General features: G+C 67.6%; 15 protein-coding genes and 4 pseudogenes. 9 read left to right on the top strand and 10 right to left on the bottom strand.

Annotated elements, in window-relative coordinates; translation table 11 throughout:
* Positions 1-268 precede the first annotated feature (268 nt).
* Positions 269-1,366 carry a ferredoxin reductase gene (locus tag JWS14_RS48520; protein WP_206017252.1) on the top strand — a complete coding sequence of 366 codons (1,098 nt, stop codon included), beginning with the start codon at positions 269-271 and terminating at the stop codon, positions 1,364-1,366.
* An 18-nt stretch (positions 1,367-1,384) separates the two neighbouring features.
* The gene (locus tag JWS14_RS48515; protein ID WP_206017251.1) at positions 1,385-2,806 is read left to right on the top strand and encodes a fatty acid desaturase family protein; all 1,422 of its coding nucleotides are present in this window, start codon (positions 1,385-1,387) and stop codon (positions 2,804-2,806) included.
* A 227-nt stretch (positions 2,807-3,033) separates the two neighbouring features.
* Here the strand turns inward: JWS14_RS48515 and JWS14_RS48510 are convergent, their stop codons facing one another.
* On the bottom strand, positions 3,034-4,152 hold the full coding sequence (locus tag JWS14_RS48510) for a glycosyltransferase (RefSeq protein ID WP_206017250.1): 1,119 nt from the start codon (positions 4,150-4,152) through the stop codon (positions 3,034-3,036).
* A gap of 706 nt (positions 4,153-4,858) precedes the next feature.
* A complete protein-coding gene (locus JWS14_RS48505) occupies positions 4,859-5,353 on the bottom strand; it encodes a hemerythrin domain-containing protein (RefSeq protein ID WP_206017249.1) in 495 nt (164 codons plus the stop codon).
* 410 nt (positions 5,354-5,763) lie between these two features.
* Here JWS14_RS48505 and JWS14_RS48500 point away from each other — a divergent pair.
* Positions 5,764-7,085, top strand: a pseudogene (locus JWS14_RS48500) (UDP-glucose dehydrogenase family protein).
* A gap of 183 nt (positions 7,086-7,268) precedes the next feature.
* On the opposite strand, the pseudogene JWS14_RS52160 reads toward JWS14_RS48500, so the two are convergent.
* Positions 7,269-7,602: pseudogene (locus tag JWS14_RS52160) on the bottom strand (low affinity iron permease family protein).
* Positions 7,603-7,875: 273 nt separating this feature from the next.
* Here JWS14_RS52160 and JWS14_RS48490 point away from each other — a divergent pair.
* Positions 7,876-8,118, top strand: coding sequence for an acyl carrier protein (locus JWS14_RS48490; protein ID WP_206017248.1), 243 nt, complete (start codon positions 7,876-7,878; stop codon positions 8,116-8,118).
* A gap of 85 nt (positions 8,119-8,203) precedes the next feature.
* On the opposite strand, the gene JWS14_RS48485 is transcribed toward JWS14_RS48490, so the two are convergent.
* Entirely contained in the window at positions 8,204-9,556 is a 1,353-nt protein-coding gene (locus tag JWS14_RS48485) for an MBL fold metallo-hydrolase (RefSeq protein ID WP_206017247.1), read from the bottom strand.
* A gap of 502 nt (positions 9,557-10,058) precedes the next feature.
* On the opposite strand from JWS14_RS48485, the pseudogene JWS14_RS48480 reads away from it, so the two are divergent.
* Positions 10,059-10,600 (top strand): annotated as a pseudogene (locus JWS14_RS48480) (DUF6328 family protein).
* A gap of 203 nt (positions 10,601-10,803) precedes the next feature.
* Here the strand turns inward: JWS14_RS48480 and JWS14_RS48475 are convergent.
* Positions 10,804-11,265 carry an SRPBCC family protein gene (locus JWS14_RS48475; RefSeq protein WP_206017246.1) on the bottom strand — a complete coding sequence of 154 codons (462 nt, stop codon included), beginning with the start codon at positions 11,263-11,265 and terminating at the stop codon, positions 10,804-10,806.
* A 158-nt stretch (positions 11,266-11,423) separates the two neighbouring features.
* Between JWS14_RS48475 and JWS14_RS48470 the strand changes: the two are divergent.
* Together JWS14_RS48470 and JWS14_RS48465 are read left to right on the top strand one after the other, a co-directional pair.
* A pseudogene (locus JWS14_RS48470) lies at positions 11,424-12,675 on the top strand (serine/threonine-protein kinase).
* Between the two features lie 536 nt (positions 12,676-13,211).
* Complete coding sequence (locus JWS14_RS48465) at positions 13,212-14,276, top strand: NAD-dependent epimerase/dehydratase family protein (protein ID WP_206017245.1); 1,065 nt, start codon at positions 13,212-13,214, stop codon at positions 14,274-14,276.
* A gap of 199 nt (positions 14,277-14,475) precedes the next feature.
* On the opposite strand, the gene JWS14_RS48460 is transcribed toward JWS14_RS48465, so the two are convergent.
* The 4 genes from JWS14_RS48460 to JWS14_RS48450 all read right to left on the bottom strand — a co-directional run bounded on the left by JWS14_RS48460 (position 14,476) and on the right by JWS14_RS48450 (position 16,248).
* Entirely contained in the window at positions 14,476-14,742 is a 267-nt protein-coding gene (locus JWS14_RS48460; RefSeq protein WP_206017244.1) for a hypothetical protein, read from the bottom strand.
* Between the two features lie 228 nt (positions 14,743-14,970).
* Complete coding sequence (locus JWS14_RS48455; protein WP_241031944.1) at positions 14,971-15,864, bottom strand: glycosyltransferase; 894 nt, start codon at positions 15,862-15,864, stop codon at positions 14,971-14,973.
* Positions 15,809-16,087, bottom strand: a complete 279-nt coding sequence (locus JWS14_RS51065) for a hypothetical protein (RefSeq protein ID WP_241031929.1) — start codon at positions 16,085-16,087, stop codon at positions 15,809-15,811. Before JWS14_RS51065 ends, JWS14_RS48455 begins: the two co-directional genes overlap by 56 nt.
* Complete coding sequence (locus JWS14_RS48450; protein WP_206017243.1) at positions 16,084-16,248, bottom strand: hypothetical protein; 165 nt, start codon at positions 16,246-16,248, stop codon at positions 16,084-16,086. The genes JWS14_RS51065 and JWS14_RS48450 overlap by 4 nt, the downstream gene beginning before the upstream one ends.
* 93 nt (positions 16,249-16,341) lie before the next feature.
* Between JWS14_RS48450 and JWS14_RS48445 the strand changes: the two genes are divergently transcribed.
* Positions 16,342-16,599, top strand: coding sequence for a DUF7218 family protein (locus tag JWS14_RS48445; protein WP_206017242.1), 258 nt, complete (start codon positions 16,342-16,344; stop codon positions 16,597-16,599).
* An 806-nt stretch (positions 16,600-17,405) separates the two neighbouring features.
* Here the strand turns inward: JWS14_RS48445 and JWS14_RS48435 are convergent.
* A complete protein-coding gene (locus JWS14_RS48435) occupies positions 17,406-17,729 on the bottom strand; it encodes a hypothetical protein (RefSeq protein WP_206017240.1) in 324 nt (107 codons plus the stop codon).
* Between the two features lie 416 nt (positions 17,730-18,145).
* Between JWS14_RS48435 and JWS14_RS51430 the strand changes: the two genes are divergently transcribed.
* On the top strand, positions 18,146-19,612 hold the full coding sequence (locus tag JWS14_RS51430; protein WP_206017239.1) for an aminotransferase class I/II-fold pyridoxal phosphate-dependent enzyme: 1,467 nt from the start codon (positions 18,146-18,148) through the stop codon (positions 19,610-19,612).
* Positions 19,613-19,754 lie beyond the last annotated feature (142 nt).

Here is a 19,754-nt window from a genome sequence, read left to right as displayed (position 1 = left end):
ACGAACCACGGGTTCCCGGACCGACGAACGCAACCGCAGTGGACGAGCAGACTTACTGGGGCGCAACCTAATCCATTCGCCGGCGCGGCCGGAGTCAGGCACCTCCGATCCCGGACCACCTCCGCCGGATTCCCATCCAGCGAGCACGGTCGTTGCAGTTGCGTCACTTCGACGGCGGTGCCCATATCGTTCGCGGGCCGAGACCGTCCAGGAGCAGGAGCCTCGAGAATTGTCTGTCGGTGCGGGCAGCGTCCTCTACGGTGAAACCATGGCGGAGCGTGGTGCGCGTCCCAAGGTTCCCAAGGCGCAGAAACGGTTCCTGCGCGCGATCCGGCACCTGTTCAGTCCGTTGCGGCCGGACGACTACCTCGAGCTGATCAACCCGCTGTGGACCACGAGGGAGCTGCGTGGACGGGTGGAGAGGATCGAACCCGCCGGCGAGGCCGCGGCCACGGTGGTGATCCGGCCGGCTCACGAATGGTCGGGACACCGGGCCGGGCAGTACGTGCGCCTCGGGGTGATCATCGACGGCGTCTACCACTGGCGGGCGTACTCGTTGACGTCCGACCCGCACGCCGACGACGGTCTGATCAGTGTCACCCCGAAGGTGGTGCCCACCGGCACGGTCTCCCCGTACCTGGTCCGCGAGCTCGCCCCCGGCGACATCGTGCGGCTCGGCGAGATCGAGGGCGTGTTCACGCTGCCCGAACCGCTGCCCGAGCGCCTGCTGTTCGTCAGCGCCGGCAGCGGCATCACCCCGATCGTGAGCATGATGCGCGATCTCGACCACCGCGGGGGTCTCCGCGACGTGGTGGCCGTGCACTCCGACCGGACCGCCGACCAGATCATGTTCGACTCCACGCTGCGCGAGCTGGACCGCCGCCACGACGGCTTCCGTCTCCAGGTGCGGCTGACCGAAACGGAAGGCCGCATGACACCGGCCGATCTGGACACGCTGTGCCCCGATTGGCGCGAGCGTGAGGCGTTCCTCTCCGGGCCCGGCGACATGCTCGACGCGATGGTCGAGCACTGGGACAAGCACGGCGACCCCGACAAGGTGCACCTCGAGCGTTTCCAACCGATCATCGGCGGATCCGCGGGCGCCGGTTCGGGCGGACGGATCCATTTCACCGAAAGCGAGATTGAAACCGACTGCGATGGGGGTACACCGATCCTGGTAGCCGGAGAGGAAGCGGGAGCCACACTCCCCTACGGATGCCGGATCGGGATCTGTCACACCTGCACCGGGACCCTGCGGTCGGGGCAACTGCGAGACCTCCGCACCGGTGAGGTGGCCGACCTCGCGGGCAAGGTGGTGCGGACCTGCGTCAACACCGCGGAAGGCGACATCGAGATCGAACTGTGAAACGAAGGGACCCCCAAGGTGAGCATCGATACCGAAAGCCCCCTCGCGCACCTGAGCGAGGACACCATCGAGGCGCTGGCCAAAGAGTTCGATGCCATCCACGCCCAGGTCTACGCGGACCTCGGCGAGCGTGACCGCCGATACATCAAGAACGTGATCGCCGTCCAGCGGCAGTTGGCGGTGGCGGGCCGGGTCCTGTTGCTGGGGTCGGCCTCGAAACCGGCATGGCTGGCGGGCACCGCCTGCCTGGGGATGGCCAAGATCCTGGAGAACATGGAGATCGGTCACAACGTCATGCACGGCCAGTGGGACTGGATGAACGACCCGGACATCCATTCCTCGTCGTGGGACTGGGACACCGCGTCGACCGCGAAGGCCTGGAAGCACTCGCACAACTACATCCATCACACCTTCACCAACATCCGCGGCAAGGACAAGGACCTGGGCTACGAGATCATGCGGATCGACCCGCATCAGAAGTGGCACCCGGTCTACCTGGCGCAACCGTTCTACAACGTGCTGCTCATGGCGTTCTTCGAATGGGGAGTCGCCCTGCACGACATGGACCTCGAGGCCGTGCGGGCCGGCGAAAAATCCTGGCCGGAGGTCTGGGAGGACCTCAAGGGCATCGCGGGCAAGGCGCGGGCGCAGGTGGTGAAGGACTATGTGGGCTGGCCGTTGGTCAGTGCCGGCGCGTTCGGCCTGGCCCAGCTCGCCTTCCGGGGCCGGCTCGGCCAACCGGCAACCTCCCGCCTCGGGCGGCGGCTGCGGGCCCTGCGCTCGACCGGACGACTCTCGGTCGTCGCCGATGCACTCGATCGGACCATCCCGGGAGTCGAGCGCACGTTCCTGTCCACCCTGATGGCGGACGCCACCGCGAACATCATCCGCAACGTCTGGGCGCACGGGATCATCTTCTGCGGGCATTTCCCGGACCAGACCTACACGTTCAGTCCGGACGAGGTCGAGAACGAGACCCGAGGAGGCTGGTACGTGCGCCAACTCGTCGGCGCGGCGAACATCGAGGGCAGTCCGCTGTTCCACATCATCAGCGGGAACCTCGGTTACCAGGTGGAACACCACCTGTACCCGGACATGCCCAGTACCCGCTACGCCGAGATCGCGCCCCAGGTGCGGGAGATCTGCGAACGGTACAAGCTGCCGTATAACTCCGGGCCGCTGATCCGGCAGTGGTTCATGGTGCACCGGACCATCCTGCGGCTCGCGTTCCCCGGCGGAACAGCACGCCCGAAGCCGGGCCCGTACCACGGTGAACTCGACCACGACGGCGCACCCGGGCCGAGTGAGGCGGCCCGGTTCCGGGAACGCGTACCCGCCGGCGGCCCGACCGCGGGCCCCGAACACGACCCCGGCGGGGTGCAAGGCTCACCACCCCTGAACAGTGAAAACGCCCCCGGCACCCCGCGTGGACAGGAGTAGTTCCGGGTCGCCACGGAACCTGACGGCTTCGTGACCGCCACCAGGCCTCGTCTCCTCTTACACGCGGTCCTGCAGCGAGACAATGACTTCGTCCTCGCATCAACCCAACGGAGGGACGGACCGTTCGCTTGTGCCCGCAGCCCTCGGCGGTCGAACACCGCTGTCCAGAGGCGCTGGCGTCGCTGGGCGCCCGTGCCCGCGGGTGCGGATGCCGATGCGGATGCCGATCATGCGGTGGAGCTGGGGTATCGGGACGACTGTCCGGTGCGGTGCGCCCGGGTCAGTCGCCGGTAGACGTCGATGTAGGCGTCGACCATGACACGGTCGGAACAATGCTCTTCGGCCCGGGCGCGGGCCGCCATACGGGACAGTCCCACGGTCTCCGGGATCGCTCGCACCAAAGCACCGAGCTCATCGGGTGGGACCAGCCGGCCGCAGTCGGCGGTGAGCACCTCCGGGATCCCGCCCCGCGCGAACGCGGCCACGGGTGTGCCGCAGGCGAGTGCTTCGGCGACGACCAGGCCGTAGGGCTCGTCCCATACCGGTGTCACCAGCGCCGCCGCGGACCCGCCGATCGCCTCGGCCAGTGCGGGCTGCTCGAGGTGGCCGAGATACGTGACGCCGGAGCCGAGATGGGGGCTGATGGATCGGACGAAATAGTCCGTGTCGCTGATCGGGCCGGCCAGCACCAGAGGGTATCCGGCGCGCCGCGCGGCGATGATCGCGAGGTGGGCACCCTTCTCGGGTACCAGACGGCCGAACCAGATCAGACGTCGGCCGCCGGCGCCGACCGGCCACGCGGCGAGGTCGACCCCGTTGGGAATGACGTCGATATCGCCGACCACATGCGCCCACGCGGCGGCGGTGTGTGCGCTCACCGCCGCGAACTCGGCGCCCTGCCCGCGGCTGACCGCGATGGCCGACTCGAGCCATGGTGTGGGCGGGGTGTGCAGCGTGCACAGGATCGGGGTGGGGACGGTGTCCGCCATGGCCACCGGCAGGTAATGCAGGCTGTGGTTGTGGATCACGTCGAATGCTCCCGCCAAGGGTCCGGCGAGGTCGAGCATCAATTGCAGATAGGCGTGATGCTCTGCCATGAATTGGGTCGACGGCATCGATGAGTCCACCTGGGCGGCCGCGCTCATCTCCAGTGGCCGGACCGCGAGGTGCGCACATTCGAGCGCCGGATCCGAGCCCGGTCCGGCGAACAAGGTCACCCGGTGCCCGCCCGCAGACAAGGCGCGCGCCAACCACCACACATGCGACTCGAGACCACCGGCAAAAGGCTGCCGGATCGGGTGTTGGCTGGACGCGAGGAGCGCGATACGTAGCGGCGCCCCGCTCACGAGAGTGCCCGATGCTGCCGACGAATCAACAACGGACCCTGCATCTCCGGTGACCGCCGCCCTCCGGGCACCGTCGGCCGTTGGGTCGGCACCGGGCCCAGAAGCCGGACACGGTCATCGTCGTCGAATTCGGAGGGACGCCGAACAGTCACCTCCGACGCCGACGCGACCCTCATCATCTGCACGCCCTTTCGCCGAAGAAAATGCTGTCGTCACGGGCAGCGTCCCTACCCTTCCGCAACCGTCTGCGTTCCGACGCGTGCCCGAAACGGAATCCGCCCAAACGGGTGCTCCGTCGGATGCACTCGCTGTCCCGATCCCCGGCACCCGGGATCGCCTACGCCGCGTTCGATCTGTGGTGACGGGCTGTTGCGCCGCGAAGCGTCACCGCTTCGAGGGCGTGAGTTCGAAGCGGTGGCGCTGCTCGCGCAGCGGCATACACGATCGGCAGTCGAGCCGAGGTGGTGTAGCCGAGCGCGGCCACCTTCTTGGTTCCTTCGATTCCATGTCGACGAGCCGAGGCGGCCGGGAACACTCTCCCGCGCGGAGATCAGCGCGCCTGCTCGACCGGTAACACTGTCCCAGCATCCTGTCCCAGCGTCGTGGCGTCCCGCCACCGCAGCGAGGGCGGTGGAATTACGCTGCCGCGTAGGCACACCCACGCCGTTTAGGTGGTTCAGTAACGCGCTGTAGCTGGGCAGCGACGTCAGTCGATGACCGCGTCCACCGCCTTCTTCAGAGCGGAAGGCTGCGCCGGTGAGGTCGGCGCCTTCTCCTTCAGTTCGAGCAATCCGGCACCGATCTCCTGCAGCTTCTTGCGTCCCAAATGCTCACGCACCCGCGGGAACCACTCGTCTTCTTCTTCCTGGATATGGTGCTCGACGTTCTCGATCAGCACGGTCGTCTTGGCGTCGAATCTCTCGTCCTCCGGGGACATCGCCGCCAGTTCAGAGACCAGGACGTCGGCGACATGGTGTTCCTCATAGGACTCGAGCACATCGTCCTCCAACTCGGGAACCAGGTCGCGGACCTTCGGATACATTCCTTCATTCTCGATATAGGTGTGGACGGTCAACACCTCGATGATCTTGCCGACAACCTCACCCTTCTTCGCACCGTCTTCGGCACTGCGGAACGCACGGAACAACTTACGGATTTCTTTGTGATCGTTCTTCAAGATCACGATGGCATCGGACGACATGAGATCCCTCGATGAAATCGGGCCCGATTCCGGGCTGATGGACGCCAGACGTTAGTACCCCAAGTCGCACGAGAGAAAACCGTGCGGCAACACCACACAAGCCAGTCGGGGGCGGGAGACCGACTGTTCGGCCGCCGCGTACGATCGCCCGTCGCCCGTCGCCCGTCGCTGTCCGGCAGGACGGGTGCCAGCGGGCCGGTGTCGGCTCGTTTCGGCTTCAGTGGGGTGGGGCACACGGGGTGACGTCGTTGTGGCGAGACCACCAAAGGGCCTCTCTCCCCGATGGTGACCACGACGTCACGACGTCACGCGCTCACGCCGCACTCGGCTGTCGGGCGGACCGGTCACGTCGAACTCCACCCGAGTCCGCGCAACGGCGCAGGCGTCTCCCTGCGGAACGGTAGGCAACGATGAGAATCGCAGTGTTCGGTGCCGGATACCTCGGTGCCACTCACGCCGCCTGTATGGCCGAACTCGGACACGACGTGTTGGGCGTCGACGTCGACCCGGCGAAGCTGGCGACACTCGAAGCCGGCCAGGTGCCGTTCTACGAACCCGGACTCGAGGACGTGCTCCGCCGCAACGTCGCCGCCGGGCGGCTGCGCTTCACCTCCTCGTATGAGCAGGCCGCCACGTTCACCGCGGTGCATTTCCTCTGCGTCGGCACCCCGCAGAAGAAGGGTGAGTACGCCGCCGACCTCGTGTACGTCGACACGGTCATAGACACCCTCGCGCCCCTGATCACCGGTCCCGCGGTGCTCTTCGGCAAATCAACCGTGCCGGTCGGCACCGCCCAGCGGCTCGGCGCCCGCGCACGAGAGCTCTCACCCGCCGGAGCCGAAATAGAGGTGGCGTGGAACCCGGAGTTCCTGCGGGAGGGATTCGCCGTCCAGGACACCCTGCATCCCAACCGGCTGGTGCTCGGCATCGACCGCCACACCGACCCGGCCGAGCAGAAGAAGTCGCACGCGAGGTGTACGCGCAGCTGCTGGCCGAGGACGTCCCCTTCCTCGTCACCGATCTGGCCACCGCCGAGTTGGTGAAGACGGCGGCCAACGCCTTCCTCGCCACGAAAGTCTCGTTCATCAACGCCATCTCCGAGGTATGCGAGGCCGCCGGCGCCGACGTCACCGTGCTCGCCGACGCGCTCGGATACGACGCCCGCATCGGCCGCCGCTTCCTCAATGCCGGAATCCGGTTCGGCGGCGGCTGCCTCCCGAAGGACATCAGGGCGTTCATCGCCCGGGCCGGCGAACTCGGCGCGGACCAGGCACTCACCTTCCTCCGCGAGGTCGACAACATCAACATGCGGCGTCGTACCCGCACGGTCGCACTGGTCCGGCACACCTGCGGGTCCCTCCTCGGTGTGCGGGTCGCGGTCCTGGGTGCAGCATTCAAGCCGGACTCCGACGACGTCCGCGACTCGCCCGCGCTGAACATTGCCGGCCAGATTTAGCTGCAGGGCGCCTCCGTCAACGTCTACGACCCGAAGGCAATGGACAACTCGCGCGCGCTGTTCCCGACGCTGGGCTACGCACCGACCGCTTCGGACGCCTGCCAGGGCGCCGATGTGGTCCTGGTGCTCACCGAGTGGTCGGAGTTCTGCAAACTGCAACCGGCCGACCTGGATGCGGTCGTGCGCCACAAGGTGCTGATCGACGGCCGCAATTGCCTCGACCCCCAGCAGTGGCGCCGTGCGGGATGGACCTACCACGGACTCGGGCGACCATGACACGAAATCCAGCGACCCGGCGTTGGGCGCGAATGACGTGCGGTTGGCGTCTCGGTGCCCGGCGCTTTTCTGGGTGATGCCGAACGCAAACCGATTGCCACTGACATGTTCAGGTGTTACCCGTGAGCCGGTGCAATGACACCAACCAACGGTGTCTCAGGCGCTTTCGTAACCAACGGTGTCTCAGGCGCTTTCGTGGTCTTCGAGTCCGACCGCGTCACGCAGTTCGTCCCGGTGCCGGGACAGTGCGGGTTTGTCGGTCGCGAGTTCGCCCATCAGGTCGCTCAGTGTGTCGGCGATCGCGTTGAGCTTGTGCCGGGCGTCGTCGGCCCGCTTCTGAGTGTTCTGCAGCAACGCGACCAGCAGGGACCAGCAGGAATGTGACGATCGTGGTCAGGGTGTTTGATGAACAGTTGCCAGGTGTCGATGTGCTGATCACCAGAAACGACGGCTCCCACACCAGCACCAGGAGAACGCGCAGCGCGAAGAACCACGCATGGTGACTTCCTTTTCGCACATGCTCCCTATCCCCTACCCCAGCACGGCAACTCTCAACCGGACATCGAGGCGGGACCGAGGCGCAGACGCCTGGCCGAAGGGATTTTCGGGGGACAGTGACCAACCGGGCTGCGCCACTTCGGGGTCCGGAACCGGCGACGGTGACGTGCCGGGAGTACCTCCCCGAACCTGCGCGCCGACACCCGCCCGGTGCATGGGCAGGACCGGTTTCGGGCCCCCAGGTACTCGACACAGACCGCCCACACCTCCGCACACCCGGAAGGGAATCATCATGGCTACCGGAGAAACCGGCTTCGACGACGTGAGCTTCGATCTCATCTCCGTCCAGTACCACTCACTCAAAGCCGGCCACGACTACGGCCAATATGTGCGTGACGCGAAGAACGCCGGCCGTGATGACATCGCGTCGTTCTTCGAGCAGGTGATGGCCGAGGATGCCGACCGCGCCCGCCGCTGCCACGCCTTCCTCAAGGAGTTGTCGGGTTCGGCGGAGGCCGGTCCGGCGATGACCTGATGCGATGAAAGGGGCGGGGCCTCGAGCCGAAACTTCGTTTGCTGATGTGTATCCGTGCAGCTGCCTGTCCGGGATGGTCGGGCACCTATGGGGTGCTGGTGAGGTCGGTGTCCTTCGCGTTGTCGAAGTCGTCGTTGATCAGCACGGTGGTGCGGTCGGGGCGGTCGATCATCGAGGCGGCGACGGAGGAGCGGTAGCCGGAGGCGCAGTGCACCCAGATCTCCCCGTCGGGGAGGGTGTCCCGGCGGTCGGCGAGTTCGTGGAGCGGAATGTTGATCGCCCCGTCGATGTGGCTCTTCTCGTATTCGTTGCGTTGCCGCACATCGAGGACGGTGATGTCCTTCTCCCGCAGTACCTCTGAGAGGGCGGCGAAGTCGGCGACCCGGTAGGACCGCAGTGCGGTGCCGGCGACGAGGGTGTGGATGTCGCCGACCGCGGCGCCGTCGAGGTCGTCGATGCCGATGCGGACCAGTTCACGACGGGCCTGCGCGACCTGGCCTTCGTTCTCGCCGATCAGGGTCAACGGTGCACCCCATGTGTAGAGCCAGCCGAGGTAGGTCACGAACGAGTCCGACAGTTCGAAGCCGAGGGTCCCGCCCAGGTGGCCGGCGGCGAAGGCGGTGCGCTCACGCAGGTCCACCACCCATTCGCCGTCCTCGATGCGCCGGCGCAGCTCGTCCGGGTCGACGGGTTTGGGTAGTGACAAATCGACCGGGGGCGGCCCTTCGGTGTTGAGCACGCCCATGTGCGCGTAGTAGGCCGGGTAGTCGGCCAGCCCGGCGAGCAGTTCGTCGACGTAGCGTTGTTCGTCCCGGGTCAGGGCGGGGTTGGTGCCGCGTTGTTCGCCGACGGTGGAGGAGTCCCCGGCGGCGGGGGTGGCGGCGCAGAAGCCCCCGAACCCGTGCGTGGGGTACACCGCGGTGCCCGGAGGGAGCTCGCCGGCGAGGCGGCGCACCGAGTGGTACTGGGCGTGGGTCAGCTCCTCGGTGTGCTCCTTGCCGAGGAGGTCGGTGCGGCCGGTGGTGCCGAACAGCATCGATCCGCCGGTGAAGACGCCGCGGATGCCGCCGGTGTTCTCCCGCAGCACGTAGCTGACGTGGTGGTGGGTGTGGCCGGGGGTGTGCATCACCTGCAGGAGGATCGGGCCCGCGTCGATGAGGTCACCGTCGGACACGGCACGCCGCTGATAGCCGACATCGTCACCGGCGGGGACGACGTACTCGGCGCCGGTCGTGCGGGCCAGTTCGAGGCCGCCGGTGACGTAGTCGTTGTGGATGTGGGTCTCGAGGACATGGGTGATCCGCACGCCGCGGTCACAGGCCAACTCCAGCACCCGGTCGATGTCGCGCTGCGGGTCGACGACGACGCCGACAGCGCCGTCGGCGATCAGGTAACTGCGATCGCCCAGGCTCGAGGTCTCGATGATCGACACGTCCATATCTCGTACCTTCCTCACATGTTCTCTGTAGGTCGCATACCCGGGAGGGCGTCGGGGTAACTGTGCGGTGGTCGGCTCCCGCCCCTCTCTGCGGTATTCGCCGTCGGCCGTCGACGGCAGAGCCGAGATCAGCATTCTCACGACGGCAAGACCCCGCCAGGATGCGCGAGTTGATCTCCGGAGTGGTCGTGCACACGACGGCCGAGGGCGCCGTCCGGATCATCCGTTCCACGGTTCGCTTCGCCGGACTGCCCGGCTTCCCGCCGCGGTACCGCAATACTGAGCGGCTGCGGCCACTCAGGATGTTCTCGCGGCCCAATCCATCCCCAATAGCAGTGGTCGCCGCGCGAAGAGGGTGTGAGACAAGGGAATTTCGGGTACCTCCAGATTGCAGTGCTCGGTACCGGACCGGACGAGCGCGCACCTCGGTCCGGCCTACCCTGACGTGGGGCCGCGCGTCACGTCGCGGTGACCGATCCTTTTCGAGAACAGCGGGCTGGACATGTCGGACAGCAGCAATGAGCGGGCGCGCGGCGACGACGACGAGTGGAACTACCGCGCTCGCCACGAAACCACAACCCAACGGCTCGACCGAAACTGGGAGGCACTGTTACAGGAACTGCGCGTCGTGCAGACCGGAGTGCAACTGCTCACCGGATTCCTGCTGACGTTGCCATTCCAGCAGCGCTTCGCGGACCTGACGGACTTCGAGGTCGCGGTCTACCTCGTCACGGTCGCCCTATCCGTCGTGTCGACGATGCCGTGGTCGCGCCCGTCGGGATCCATCGAGCGGTGTTCCGCCAGCATGCCCTTCCCGCCCTGGTGTCCACCGCGCACACACTGACGATCTGCGGTATCGCCACATTCGGGGGCGCGCTCGTCGGGGTCGTGCTTCTCATCTTCAGTTTCGTCGTATCCCCGAGGGTCGGCCTCGTCGCGGCGGCGATAGCAGCGGCCACCTTCTGCGGACTGTCCCTGTTCGCCACCATCCTGCGCCGACGGCACCGCTCCAGCTCCGATCCCCCACCGTCCGCCGGCAACTGAGGAACCTGCCGAAACACCGCCCACCCCATCGAGGGTTGAGGCTCAGGCTCATCACGTCCTTCCTTGCGCACAGACCAGCGCCGTGGGTTACTTTCACCCAGTACCGGTTCGGGCACGTGAAGTCCATCCCGTAGCCGGCGCCGGACAGGACGGGCCCCCGTGCCGCCGCGGCACCGGAGGAGGGACCCGTCGATGGTCGGTTCTCAGGGGGTGGGGCGGTCGACGTCGCCGCGCCAGCCGCCGGTTTCGGCGCCACGCTCTTCGATGAAATGCTTGAACTTCTTCATGTCAGCCTTGACCCGGTGGCCGAGGACGCCGAGCTTGTCGGCGGCATTCTCGACGAACCCGTCCGGGTCGATGTCCATCTGCGCCGTCACCCGGGTATGGGAGTCGTCGAGACGGTGGAAGGTGATCACCCCGGCATGATCGGGACCGGCATCCGAATGCCAGGCCACCCGCTCGTCCGGATGCTGTTCGGTGATGGTGGCATCGAACTCCCGGATCTGCCCCGCGATATCGAGCACCCAATGCGTGTGGGTGTCGTCGAGCTGACGGATCTCCCGCACGCCCTCCATGAACTTCGGGAACGTCTCGAACTGCGTCCACTGGTCGTAGGCGACCCGGACCGGAACATCGACATCGACTTCTTCGGTGATTGTGCTCATGCCCCTCGCGTACCCGGCTCTCGCCGATCCCACACGGAAGCCGAACCGACACGGCGTGCCCTCGACGGGCTGGATGGATGCCCATCGAGGGTTCCCGGCAGGTCTGCGTCGTGGTCACCGACTGGCCGCTCCCGTTAGCGTGACCGTATGTCGGGTCGGTGGTTCTCGCGGGTCGGTACGAACTGCGGGAGGTGCTGGGCCGCGGCGGCATGGCCGACGTGCACGACGGGTGGGATCAGCGCCTGGCCCGGGCGGTCGCGGTGAAGGTGCTGCGCCCGGAGATGGCGACGGTAGAGCAGACTCGGCGGCGTTTCGAATCCGAGGCGCGCCTGGCCGCGACGCTGAACCACCCGAACGTCGTCGCCGTCCACGACAGCGGCGACGACCACGGTGCCCCGTACATCGTGATGGAACGCCTGCCCGGGCGGACCCTGCTCGACGACCTCCTCGCCGGCCCGCTCCCCACCCCACGAGCCCGGACCGTGCTCATCCAGACCCTCGACGCTCTCGGGGCCGCACACGCGGCGGGAATCGTGCACCGGGACATCAAACCGGGCAACATCCTGTTCGACGCCGACGGCGCCGTGAAGGTCACCGACTTCGGCGTCGCCAAGCGCGCCGACACCGACCACACCAGCGCCGGAGAGGTCCTCGGCACCCTCTCCTACCTGAGCCCGGACCGCATCACCGGACACCCCGCCACGGTGACCGACGACCTCCACGCCGTCGGTGTCGTCGGCTACGAAGCCCTCGCCGGACACCGCCCCTACACCGGGGACACGATCCTGTCGCTGGCCCACGCGATCGTTCACGGCCGATACGAGCCCCTCGCCGCGATACGCCCCGACCTCGACCCGGCGCTGACCCCGGTGATCGACCGCGGCCCTCAGCCGCGACCCCCAACAACGGTTTACCAGCGCCGCGCAGATGCGCGAGGCCCTCGCCAATCCACGCCGAATTCCGCCGCCCGCGACCCGGGCGTTCAGCCCCGTCCCGATCACCGCCGTTGCCCCGCCTGCGCCTGCACAGCCGCGACGGTCACCCCGGTACCGGGGTGGTCGTCGCCGCGGCCGCGGCGATACTGGTGACCATCGCGCTGCTGACACCCGCCGTGACGTCGCAGAACGAGGGCAACACAGGAGGGTCGACCTCGGTCCCGGCGCCCGCTCCCACCCCGACCGGCAGCCTCGCCCCGGTAGCGCCACCGGCGGCGACGATGATCAGCTCCGAACCGATCGCCCCGGCACCCCTCATTGTCGCGCCGACCGACAACGCACCGGGCGCAGGCCTGGGCACCGGCGACGGGAACGGCCACCCGGGCGGCGGCAACACCAGTCCGGGCCACGGAAAGCAGGAAACAACAACGGGGGCAACGGTACTGGCGGCCACGGGAACGGCGGCAGGAACTGAGCGGACCGTCCACGATGCTCGCCGGCCACCACCAGAGTGCACCGGCCGCTTCCGCGAGGCGCCCGGATCAACAAGGACAGCTGCCCCAACGGCAGTGGCACTCAGAATTACACGCCACGCCACGGCGATCACGTCCCGATCGCCATGTGGGTGGACACCGCCGCGACGTCCGTCCTGCAGCCGTCTTTGCTGCGGCGGGCGCCACTTCACCATCCCCGCCTTCGTCTGCGCCAGCCCGGTTAATCGGTAGCGGTTGCAGCAGCTACTGGTCTGAACTGGTGCAGCCTCGACAACTCCGATGCTCCGGACCATCGGAGTGTCTGACGGTCGAATACCCGCAGCTGCGCAACCTGACCCAGCCCCGCAGCCGACCATTTCCCTCTCCGTCGTGCTGGCGCCGGACCCGCCCCGAGCCCGAGCCGCTGGGAAGCCTCCGTGCGGTGGCCGAGATTCACCTCTGAGCTCCCAGATGATGCTCTCGGAGCGCACACGGGTGGGGCCGGTTGGTGTTCTCGGTGACGGGTATTCGTGCCTGCATGAGTGACGGGCGCGGATTGAAGGTTGTCGTGATCGGCGCGACCGGGAATGTCGGCACCAGTGTGATCGAGTCCCTCGGCCGCGAACCGGCGGTCGCCGAGATCGTCGGCGTCGCCCGCCGAGCCACCGACTGGAATCCGTCGCGCACGACCCTGATCACTGCGGACGTTGCCCGCGACGACATGAACGAGGTGGTGCGCGGCGCGGACGCGGTGGTGCACCTGGCGTGGTTGTTCCAGCCCACGCATCGGCCGGAGGAGACGTGGACCAACAACGTCCTCGGCGCGATACGGGTGTTCGAGGCGGTGGCCGCCGAGAAGGTGCCCGCCCTGGTGTATGCGTCGTCGGTGGCGGCGTACTCGCCCGGTCCGTCGGACCGCGAGGTGGACGAACAGTGGCCGACCCATGGCTGGCCCCGTGCCGCGTACCCGCGGGAAAAGGCGTACCTCGAATCGTGGCTCGATACGTACGAACTTCGCAACCCGAACCTGCGCGTCGTCCGGATGCGCCCCGGTTTCATCTTCAAACGAGGGTCGGCGACCGCGCAGCGTCGACTCTTCCTCGGCCCACTTCTGCCCCGCCGGCTGGTGCGCCCGGACCGGATTCCCCTGGTTCCCCTCATTGCCGACCTGCGAGTGCAGGTACTGCACACCCAGGACGCCGCGGCCGCGTACGCGGCGGCCGTGCTTACCCCGGTGCACGGCGCATTCAACCTGGCCGCCGAGCCACCCGTCGACGGTGAGTTTCTCACCGAATTCCTCGGTGCCCGCGGCGTCCGGATCGCGCCGGCGATCGTCCGATCGGCCCTGGCCTTGGCCTGGCACCTGCACGCCGTCCCCGCCTCGCCGGGACTGTTCGAGACCGTACTGCGGCTGCCGCTGATGGATTGCTCCCGGGCGCGCAGCGAGCTGAACTGGACCCCGACCCATTCCCCACAGCGGACCCTCGACGAGTTCCTCCGCGGAGTCCACGACGGAGCCGGTCTGCCCACCCCGCCACTGCACCCCGACACCATCGCAGGGCGGTTGCGGGAATTCGCCACCGGTATCGGCCAGCGCGCCTAGACACGGCCTACCCGGTCACCGAGCAACCCTGCGTGCATTCCCCCCTCGCCGCGGAAACCACTCCGCCCACCTCTCCTCTGCACACCGGTTCCCGGCAGTCCTATTTCCGCCGGAGCTGGCACCTGTGCGGGATGGTGTTCGATCGCCCGTGTTCGGATTGCCCTGCCTGACAGCGAGATTGTGTCCCGAGGACGGCGAGCTACCCGGTTCGGGCGGCGCAGACCGAGCACGCCTTGTCCCGCCACTTCGGTAGCGGCCATTCGGTGGGATCGAAATGCGGCTGCTGCTCCATTCCCCGCGTCGGCCGACCACACACCGTTTCCACCTCGTCCCATGCCCTGCCTTCCGGGTCCGGCCACCTCACGGCGTGCACACCGACGGAAGCGATCAGACCGGGCCCGTCGTTGCCGCCGAAGGTGGGGTGCTTCTGAGGTTTCACGTCCAACGCGGTGGTGTAGCTCGGCATGACTCCACGGTAAGTGTTCACCGGATCCCAATCCGATAAGGACTCCCGGTGCGGGGAGTGCCGTCCGCCGCCGTCGGACTCACGGCGGGCCGTGTGGTCGTCCCGGGCCGGGGAGAGGACATCGGCGAAACGCTCTGTGCCCGCGGGCGGCGCTGACGACACCGCGGTGACCGGCGTCGCGAGCGGCGCAGCTCTTTCCGCGCCCGTGGTGACGAATGTTGTAGCCGATCACGAGGTCACCTTGTTGGGGCGGAATGTCTTCCGGCGGCGCTGCGCTTGCGTCAGGCTCCGATAGGTGTCCACGTAGGCGTCGACCATGACGCTTTCGGAGCAGTGTTCCGTCGCCCGGGTCCGTGCAGCCGGGCGGGAGAGTCGCACGGTCTCCGGAATCGCTCGCACCAAGGAGTCGAGGTCATCGGGTGGGACCAGCCGGCCGCAGTCCGGGGTGAGTACCTCCGGGATCCCGCCCCGGGCGAACGCGACCACGGGGGTGCCGCAGGCGAGTGCTTCGGCGACGACCAGGCCGTAGGGCTCGTCCCACACCGGTGTCACCAGCGCCGCCGCGGACCCGCCGATCGCCTCGACCAGTACGGGCTGCTCGAGGTGGCCGAGGTAGACGACGTCCCGACCCAGGCTGGGTCCGATGGAGCATTCGAAGTACTTCGTGTCGCTGATCGGGCCGGCCAACACCAGAGGGTATCCGGCGCGCCGCGCTGCGGCGATCGCGAGGTGGGCACCCTTCTCGGGTACCAGACGGCCGAACCAGATCAGACGCCGCCCGCCACCGCCGACCGGCCACGCTGCGAGGTCGACCCCGTTGGGGATGACCTCGATGTCGCCGACCACATGCGCCCAGGCGGCGGCGGTGTGTGCGCTCACCGCCGCGAACTCGGCGCCGTGCCCGCGACTGACCGCGATGGCCGACTCCAGCCACAGGGTCGGCGGTGTGTGCAGCGTGCACAGGATCGGGGCGGGGACGGTGGCCGCCATGGCCACCGGCAAATAATGCAGGCTGTGGTTGTGGATTACGTCGACGCTCCCGCCAACGGGCCGGCGAGATCGAGCATCAGCTGCAGATACGCGTGATGCTCTGCGTGAACCGGGTCGACGGCATCGACGAATCCGCCCGTGCCACCGCGCTCATCTCCAGTGCCCGGACCTCGAGATGCGCACGATCGAGCGCCGGATCCGAGCCCGGACCGGCGAACAACGTCACCCGATGCCCGCCCGCAGACAAGGCGCGCGCCAGCCACCACACATGCGACTCGAGACCACCCGCAAAAGGCTGCCGGATCGGGTGTCGGCTGGACGCGAGGAGCGCGATCCGCAGCGGCGCCCCGGTCACGACAGTGCCCGCTCATAGAGGTCGTGGTGTGCGCGGGCCAGTGCCCGCCGCTGTGATTCGCGTTCGGTCCAGGCGTCCGCTTGCAGTTGCGCCGAGCTGGAACCGATGTCGAGCACCGCGGGCCGCATCTGACGGGAGTACCCGCAGTAGCGCGAGGTCACGCAGTTTCCCCGGCTATCAATTACGGCCCCCGTGGTGAGAGAACACGGAATCCGGGTACGCGGTCAGCAGGCAACCAGCGAGAGGACTTCGTCATGCCACGGTCATCGATCAAGGACGAGAAGGTGTACCAGGAGGTCCGCAAGGACGGTGCGTCGAAACAGAAGGCGGCGCGGATCGCGAACTCGGCCGCCAACCGTGGCCGGTCCGGCACCGGACGCAAGGGCGGCAAGTCACAGTCGTACGAGGACTGGACCGTCGACGAGCTGAAGAAGAAGGCGAAAGAGGTCGGACTGTCGGGGTACTCGTCCAAGCGCAAGGGTGAATTGATCGACGCGCTACGCCACCACTGACGCTCCCTGCACCCGCAAGCGCGATCGACCCGGTCGGTCGCATCGAAAGATCTACCGCGGCGTCCCATCACCGGGAGGCGTCCGGGGATGACACCTCTGGTTCACGACACCGAACGACTCCCGCCGACAGCGACGCCGCGTTCGCGAAAGGGCAGATCGTGAAAGACGCAAGCGACTCGGCTGGTGATCGTCGCGCTTGCGGGACCCGAGCGCGGTGACGACGATGACAAGCCACCCCCAGCCCGCCCCCTCGAGGAGACGAGTTTCCGCACCCAACTCGAGGCGGCGCAACGCGTTGTGATGACGGCCCGCCGCTGCACCGAGGATCAGGCGTTCGACGAACTCCTCGACGTGGCACCATCTCGACTTCGCCCACTTCATCGACGAATTCCATCGCCGACCGCGCGGCCAACCTGACACCCGTCGACGTCCACCCCGCCAGTGCACGGGCCATCGCACGCCAGCACTGGCAACTGCTGACCTGGCCCCCGCCGCCCACATCAAGGTCGGACCGCTCCTGATCCGCACCCGCAGCGAAGACCTCGCACGGTCAGCGGCTGCCTCGATCATGACCACCGAATGGATCAAGCCCCTCCACAGAGCGGATGGACCAGCCCGACGCGAGAATCTGTTCGCCGAGGACATGCCACGACGGTTCCGATCGGTAGATACCGCCTTCCCGTGGTCCGGTACGAGCGCAGGAGCGACTCCCACACCGGACATGGGTACTGACTCGTTCCAGAACTCCGCAGAGGACTTTTCACACCGCGCCGGGCGCCGTCACAGTCGGACGAACGGGTGCGCCGTCAGGGGCTCAGATTGACCACCCTGGCGCTGGCCACCCGTGCCCTCGGCACAGTCGCTGCCCGCGGAATCAGTTGAAACGCCACGCTCTCCGGATCGGCGGGACACCGGAAACACAGGCAATGTTCGTCGAACCAGGCGAACCACTCCGCCCACGAAATGTGCTCGAAATAGTGACCCGACCGGGCACCGAGGAAATCGACGAGCAGAACCTTCGCCGCCCTCGTCGACACCGGGTCCGATATTCGGGCGGGTGCACCATGGTGGAGTTGAATCCACCGACGGATCTCGTCGTGGTCGATGGTGTCGCGCACCTGCATACCCATGTGTGCCTCCGCGTTTCGGCCCCCGCGAACAGGTCCGGCGGTGAGGCATCCCCTGGAGTATTTTGCCCACCCACCGACAGTGGTCGAGTGCCCCGGCAAAAGGGCCCGGAAACGCCGCGGTCCGGTAACCACGGGTCGTGGGACAGACCGTCCACCGGCGAGAAAGGTGGACCGTTCACGGACCGCGGAGACCGACGTCCAGGCGGCCGCCAGCCAGAGCGTCTCCTCTCCACACACCAGAGCGTTCCCTCCCCCGCCGGACAGTATTTCCGGAGGTCGAACAGCGTGCGCACAAATCTCCCGGCGCCGGAAGTCGCTGTCCCCGAACGCGGAAGTGTGGTGGACGTGCTGGTGCCATCGACAGGAGCAGACTCCTGCGGATTTCGCGGTGCGATCGGGTGGGTACCCGGCCCGGTATGGATCAGTCACACGCACCAATGCTGGAGGCCCTGGCCGACTACCACCGCCTCGACCGGTACGGCTTCACCCCACCCGGGCACCGGCAGGGCCGCGGCGCCGACGAACGCGTCACGGAAGTATTGGGCAGCGATCCGTTCCGGTCCGACGTTCTCGCCGCCTCCGGCCTGGACGACCGCACGTCGAGCAACCACTATCTCGCCGACGCCGAGGACCTCATGGCCGAGGCGGTGGGGGCGGATCAGGCGTTCTTCTCCACCTGCGGTAGCTCCCTGTCGGTGAAAGCGGCGATGATGGCCGTCGCCGGTAACGACCCGGGCGGGCTGCTCGTCGGCCGCGATTCGCACAAATCGATCGTCGCGGGCCTGATCTTCAGCCGGGTCACCCCGCGCTGGATCACCCCACGGTGGGACGAAGACATGCACTTCTCCCACCCACCGTCCCCGGCGCAGGTGCGCACCGCGTGGGAGCAGCACCCCGATGCCGCCGGCGCCATCGTCGTCAGCCCCAGCCCGTACGGCACCTGCGCCGACATCGCCGCCATCGCCGACGTGTGCCATCAGCGGGACAAACCGTTGATCATCGACGAGGCCTGGGGAGCGCACCTGCCCTTCCACGACGACCTACCGACCTGGGCGATGGACGCCGGCGCGGACATCTGCGTCGTCAGCGTCCACAAGATGGGTGCCGGATTCGAGCAGCGATCGGTCTTCCACGTCCAGGGCGACCTCGTCGACAGCGCCCACCTGTCCGCGTGCGCCGACCTGCTGATGACCACCAGCCCCAACGTGATGATCTACTCCGCCCTCGACGGATGGCGCCGGCAGATGGTCGAGCACGGCACGGAGCTCCTCGGTTCGGCGTTGTCCCTGGCCCGCCGCACCCGCGGACGCATCGACGCCATCGACGGTCTCAATGTCCTCGAGGACCGCCTGCTGGGCAAGGAAGCCTCCCACGACCTGGACCGCCTACAGATCCTGATCGACGTCAGCGACACCGGCGCGACCGGCTACCAGTGCGCCGACTGGCTGCGGAGCCACTGCCGGCTGGATGTCGGCATGGCCGATCACCGGCGCATCCTTGCCACCCTGTCGATGGCCGACGACGAGGCCACCACCGACCGACTCGTTCACGCCCTCGCCGAGATGCGTTCCGCCACTGAGTCCTTCACGCCCGCACCGCGTATCGATCTGCCCAGCCCGAACGAGCTGCAGCTCGAATCCGAGATGGCACCGGCCGAGGCGTTCTTCGGACCATCGGAAATGATCCCCGCCGACCGGGCGGCCGGCCGGATCGCCGCCGAACAACTCACCCCGTACCCGCCGGGAATCCCCGCCGTCGTGCCGGGCGAACGACTCGACACCGCCGTCATCGACTACCTGCGCACCGGACACGCCGCGGGAATGGCCGTGCCGGATGCCACCGATTCGACCCTGGAAACGTTGCGGGTGGCCGCCCACCGCTAGCCGACCGAAGCAATCGGCTGACGCTGTGGCACAGATGGTCGGGGTCCGCCGACCATCTGTGCCACGGTTGTTCGAGCAAGCCGGGAACGATTCGACATGGGTTGGGACTCCACCAGCTGACATGACGACACTCGTGGTTGTC

The sequence above is a fragment of the Rhodococcus koreensis genome (assembly GCF_017068375.1).
In the GTDB taxonomy this organism is placed as follows: Bacteria; Actinomycetota; Actinomycetes; order Mycobacteriales; family Mycobacteriaceae; genus Rhodococcus_F; species Rhodococcus_F koreensis.
Note: the sequence above shows the minus strand (reverse complement) of the source record. Positions and strands in the feature narration are given on the sequence as shown.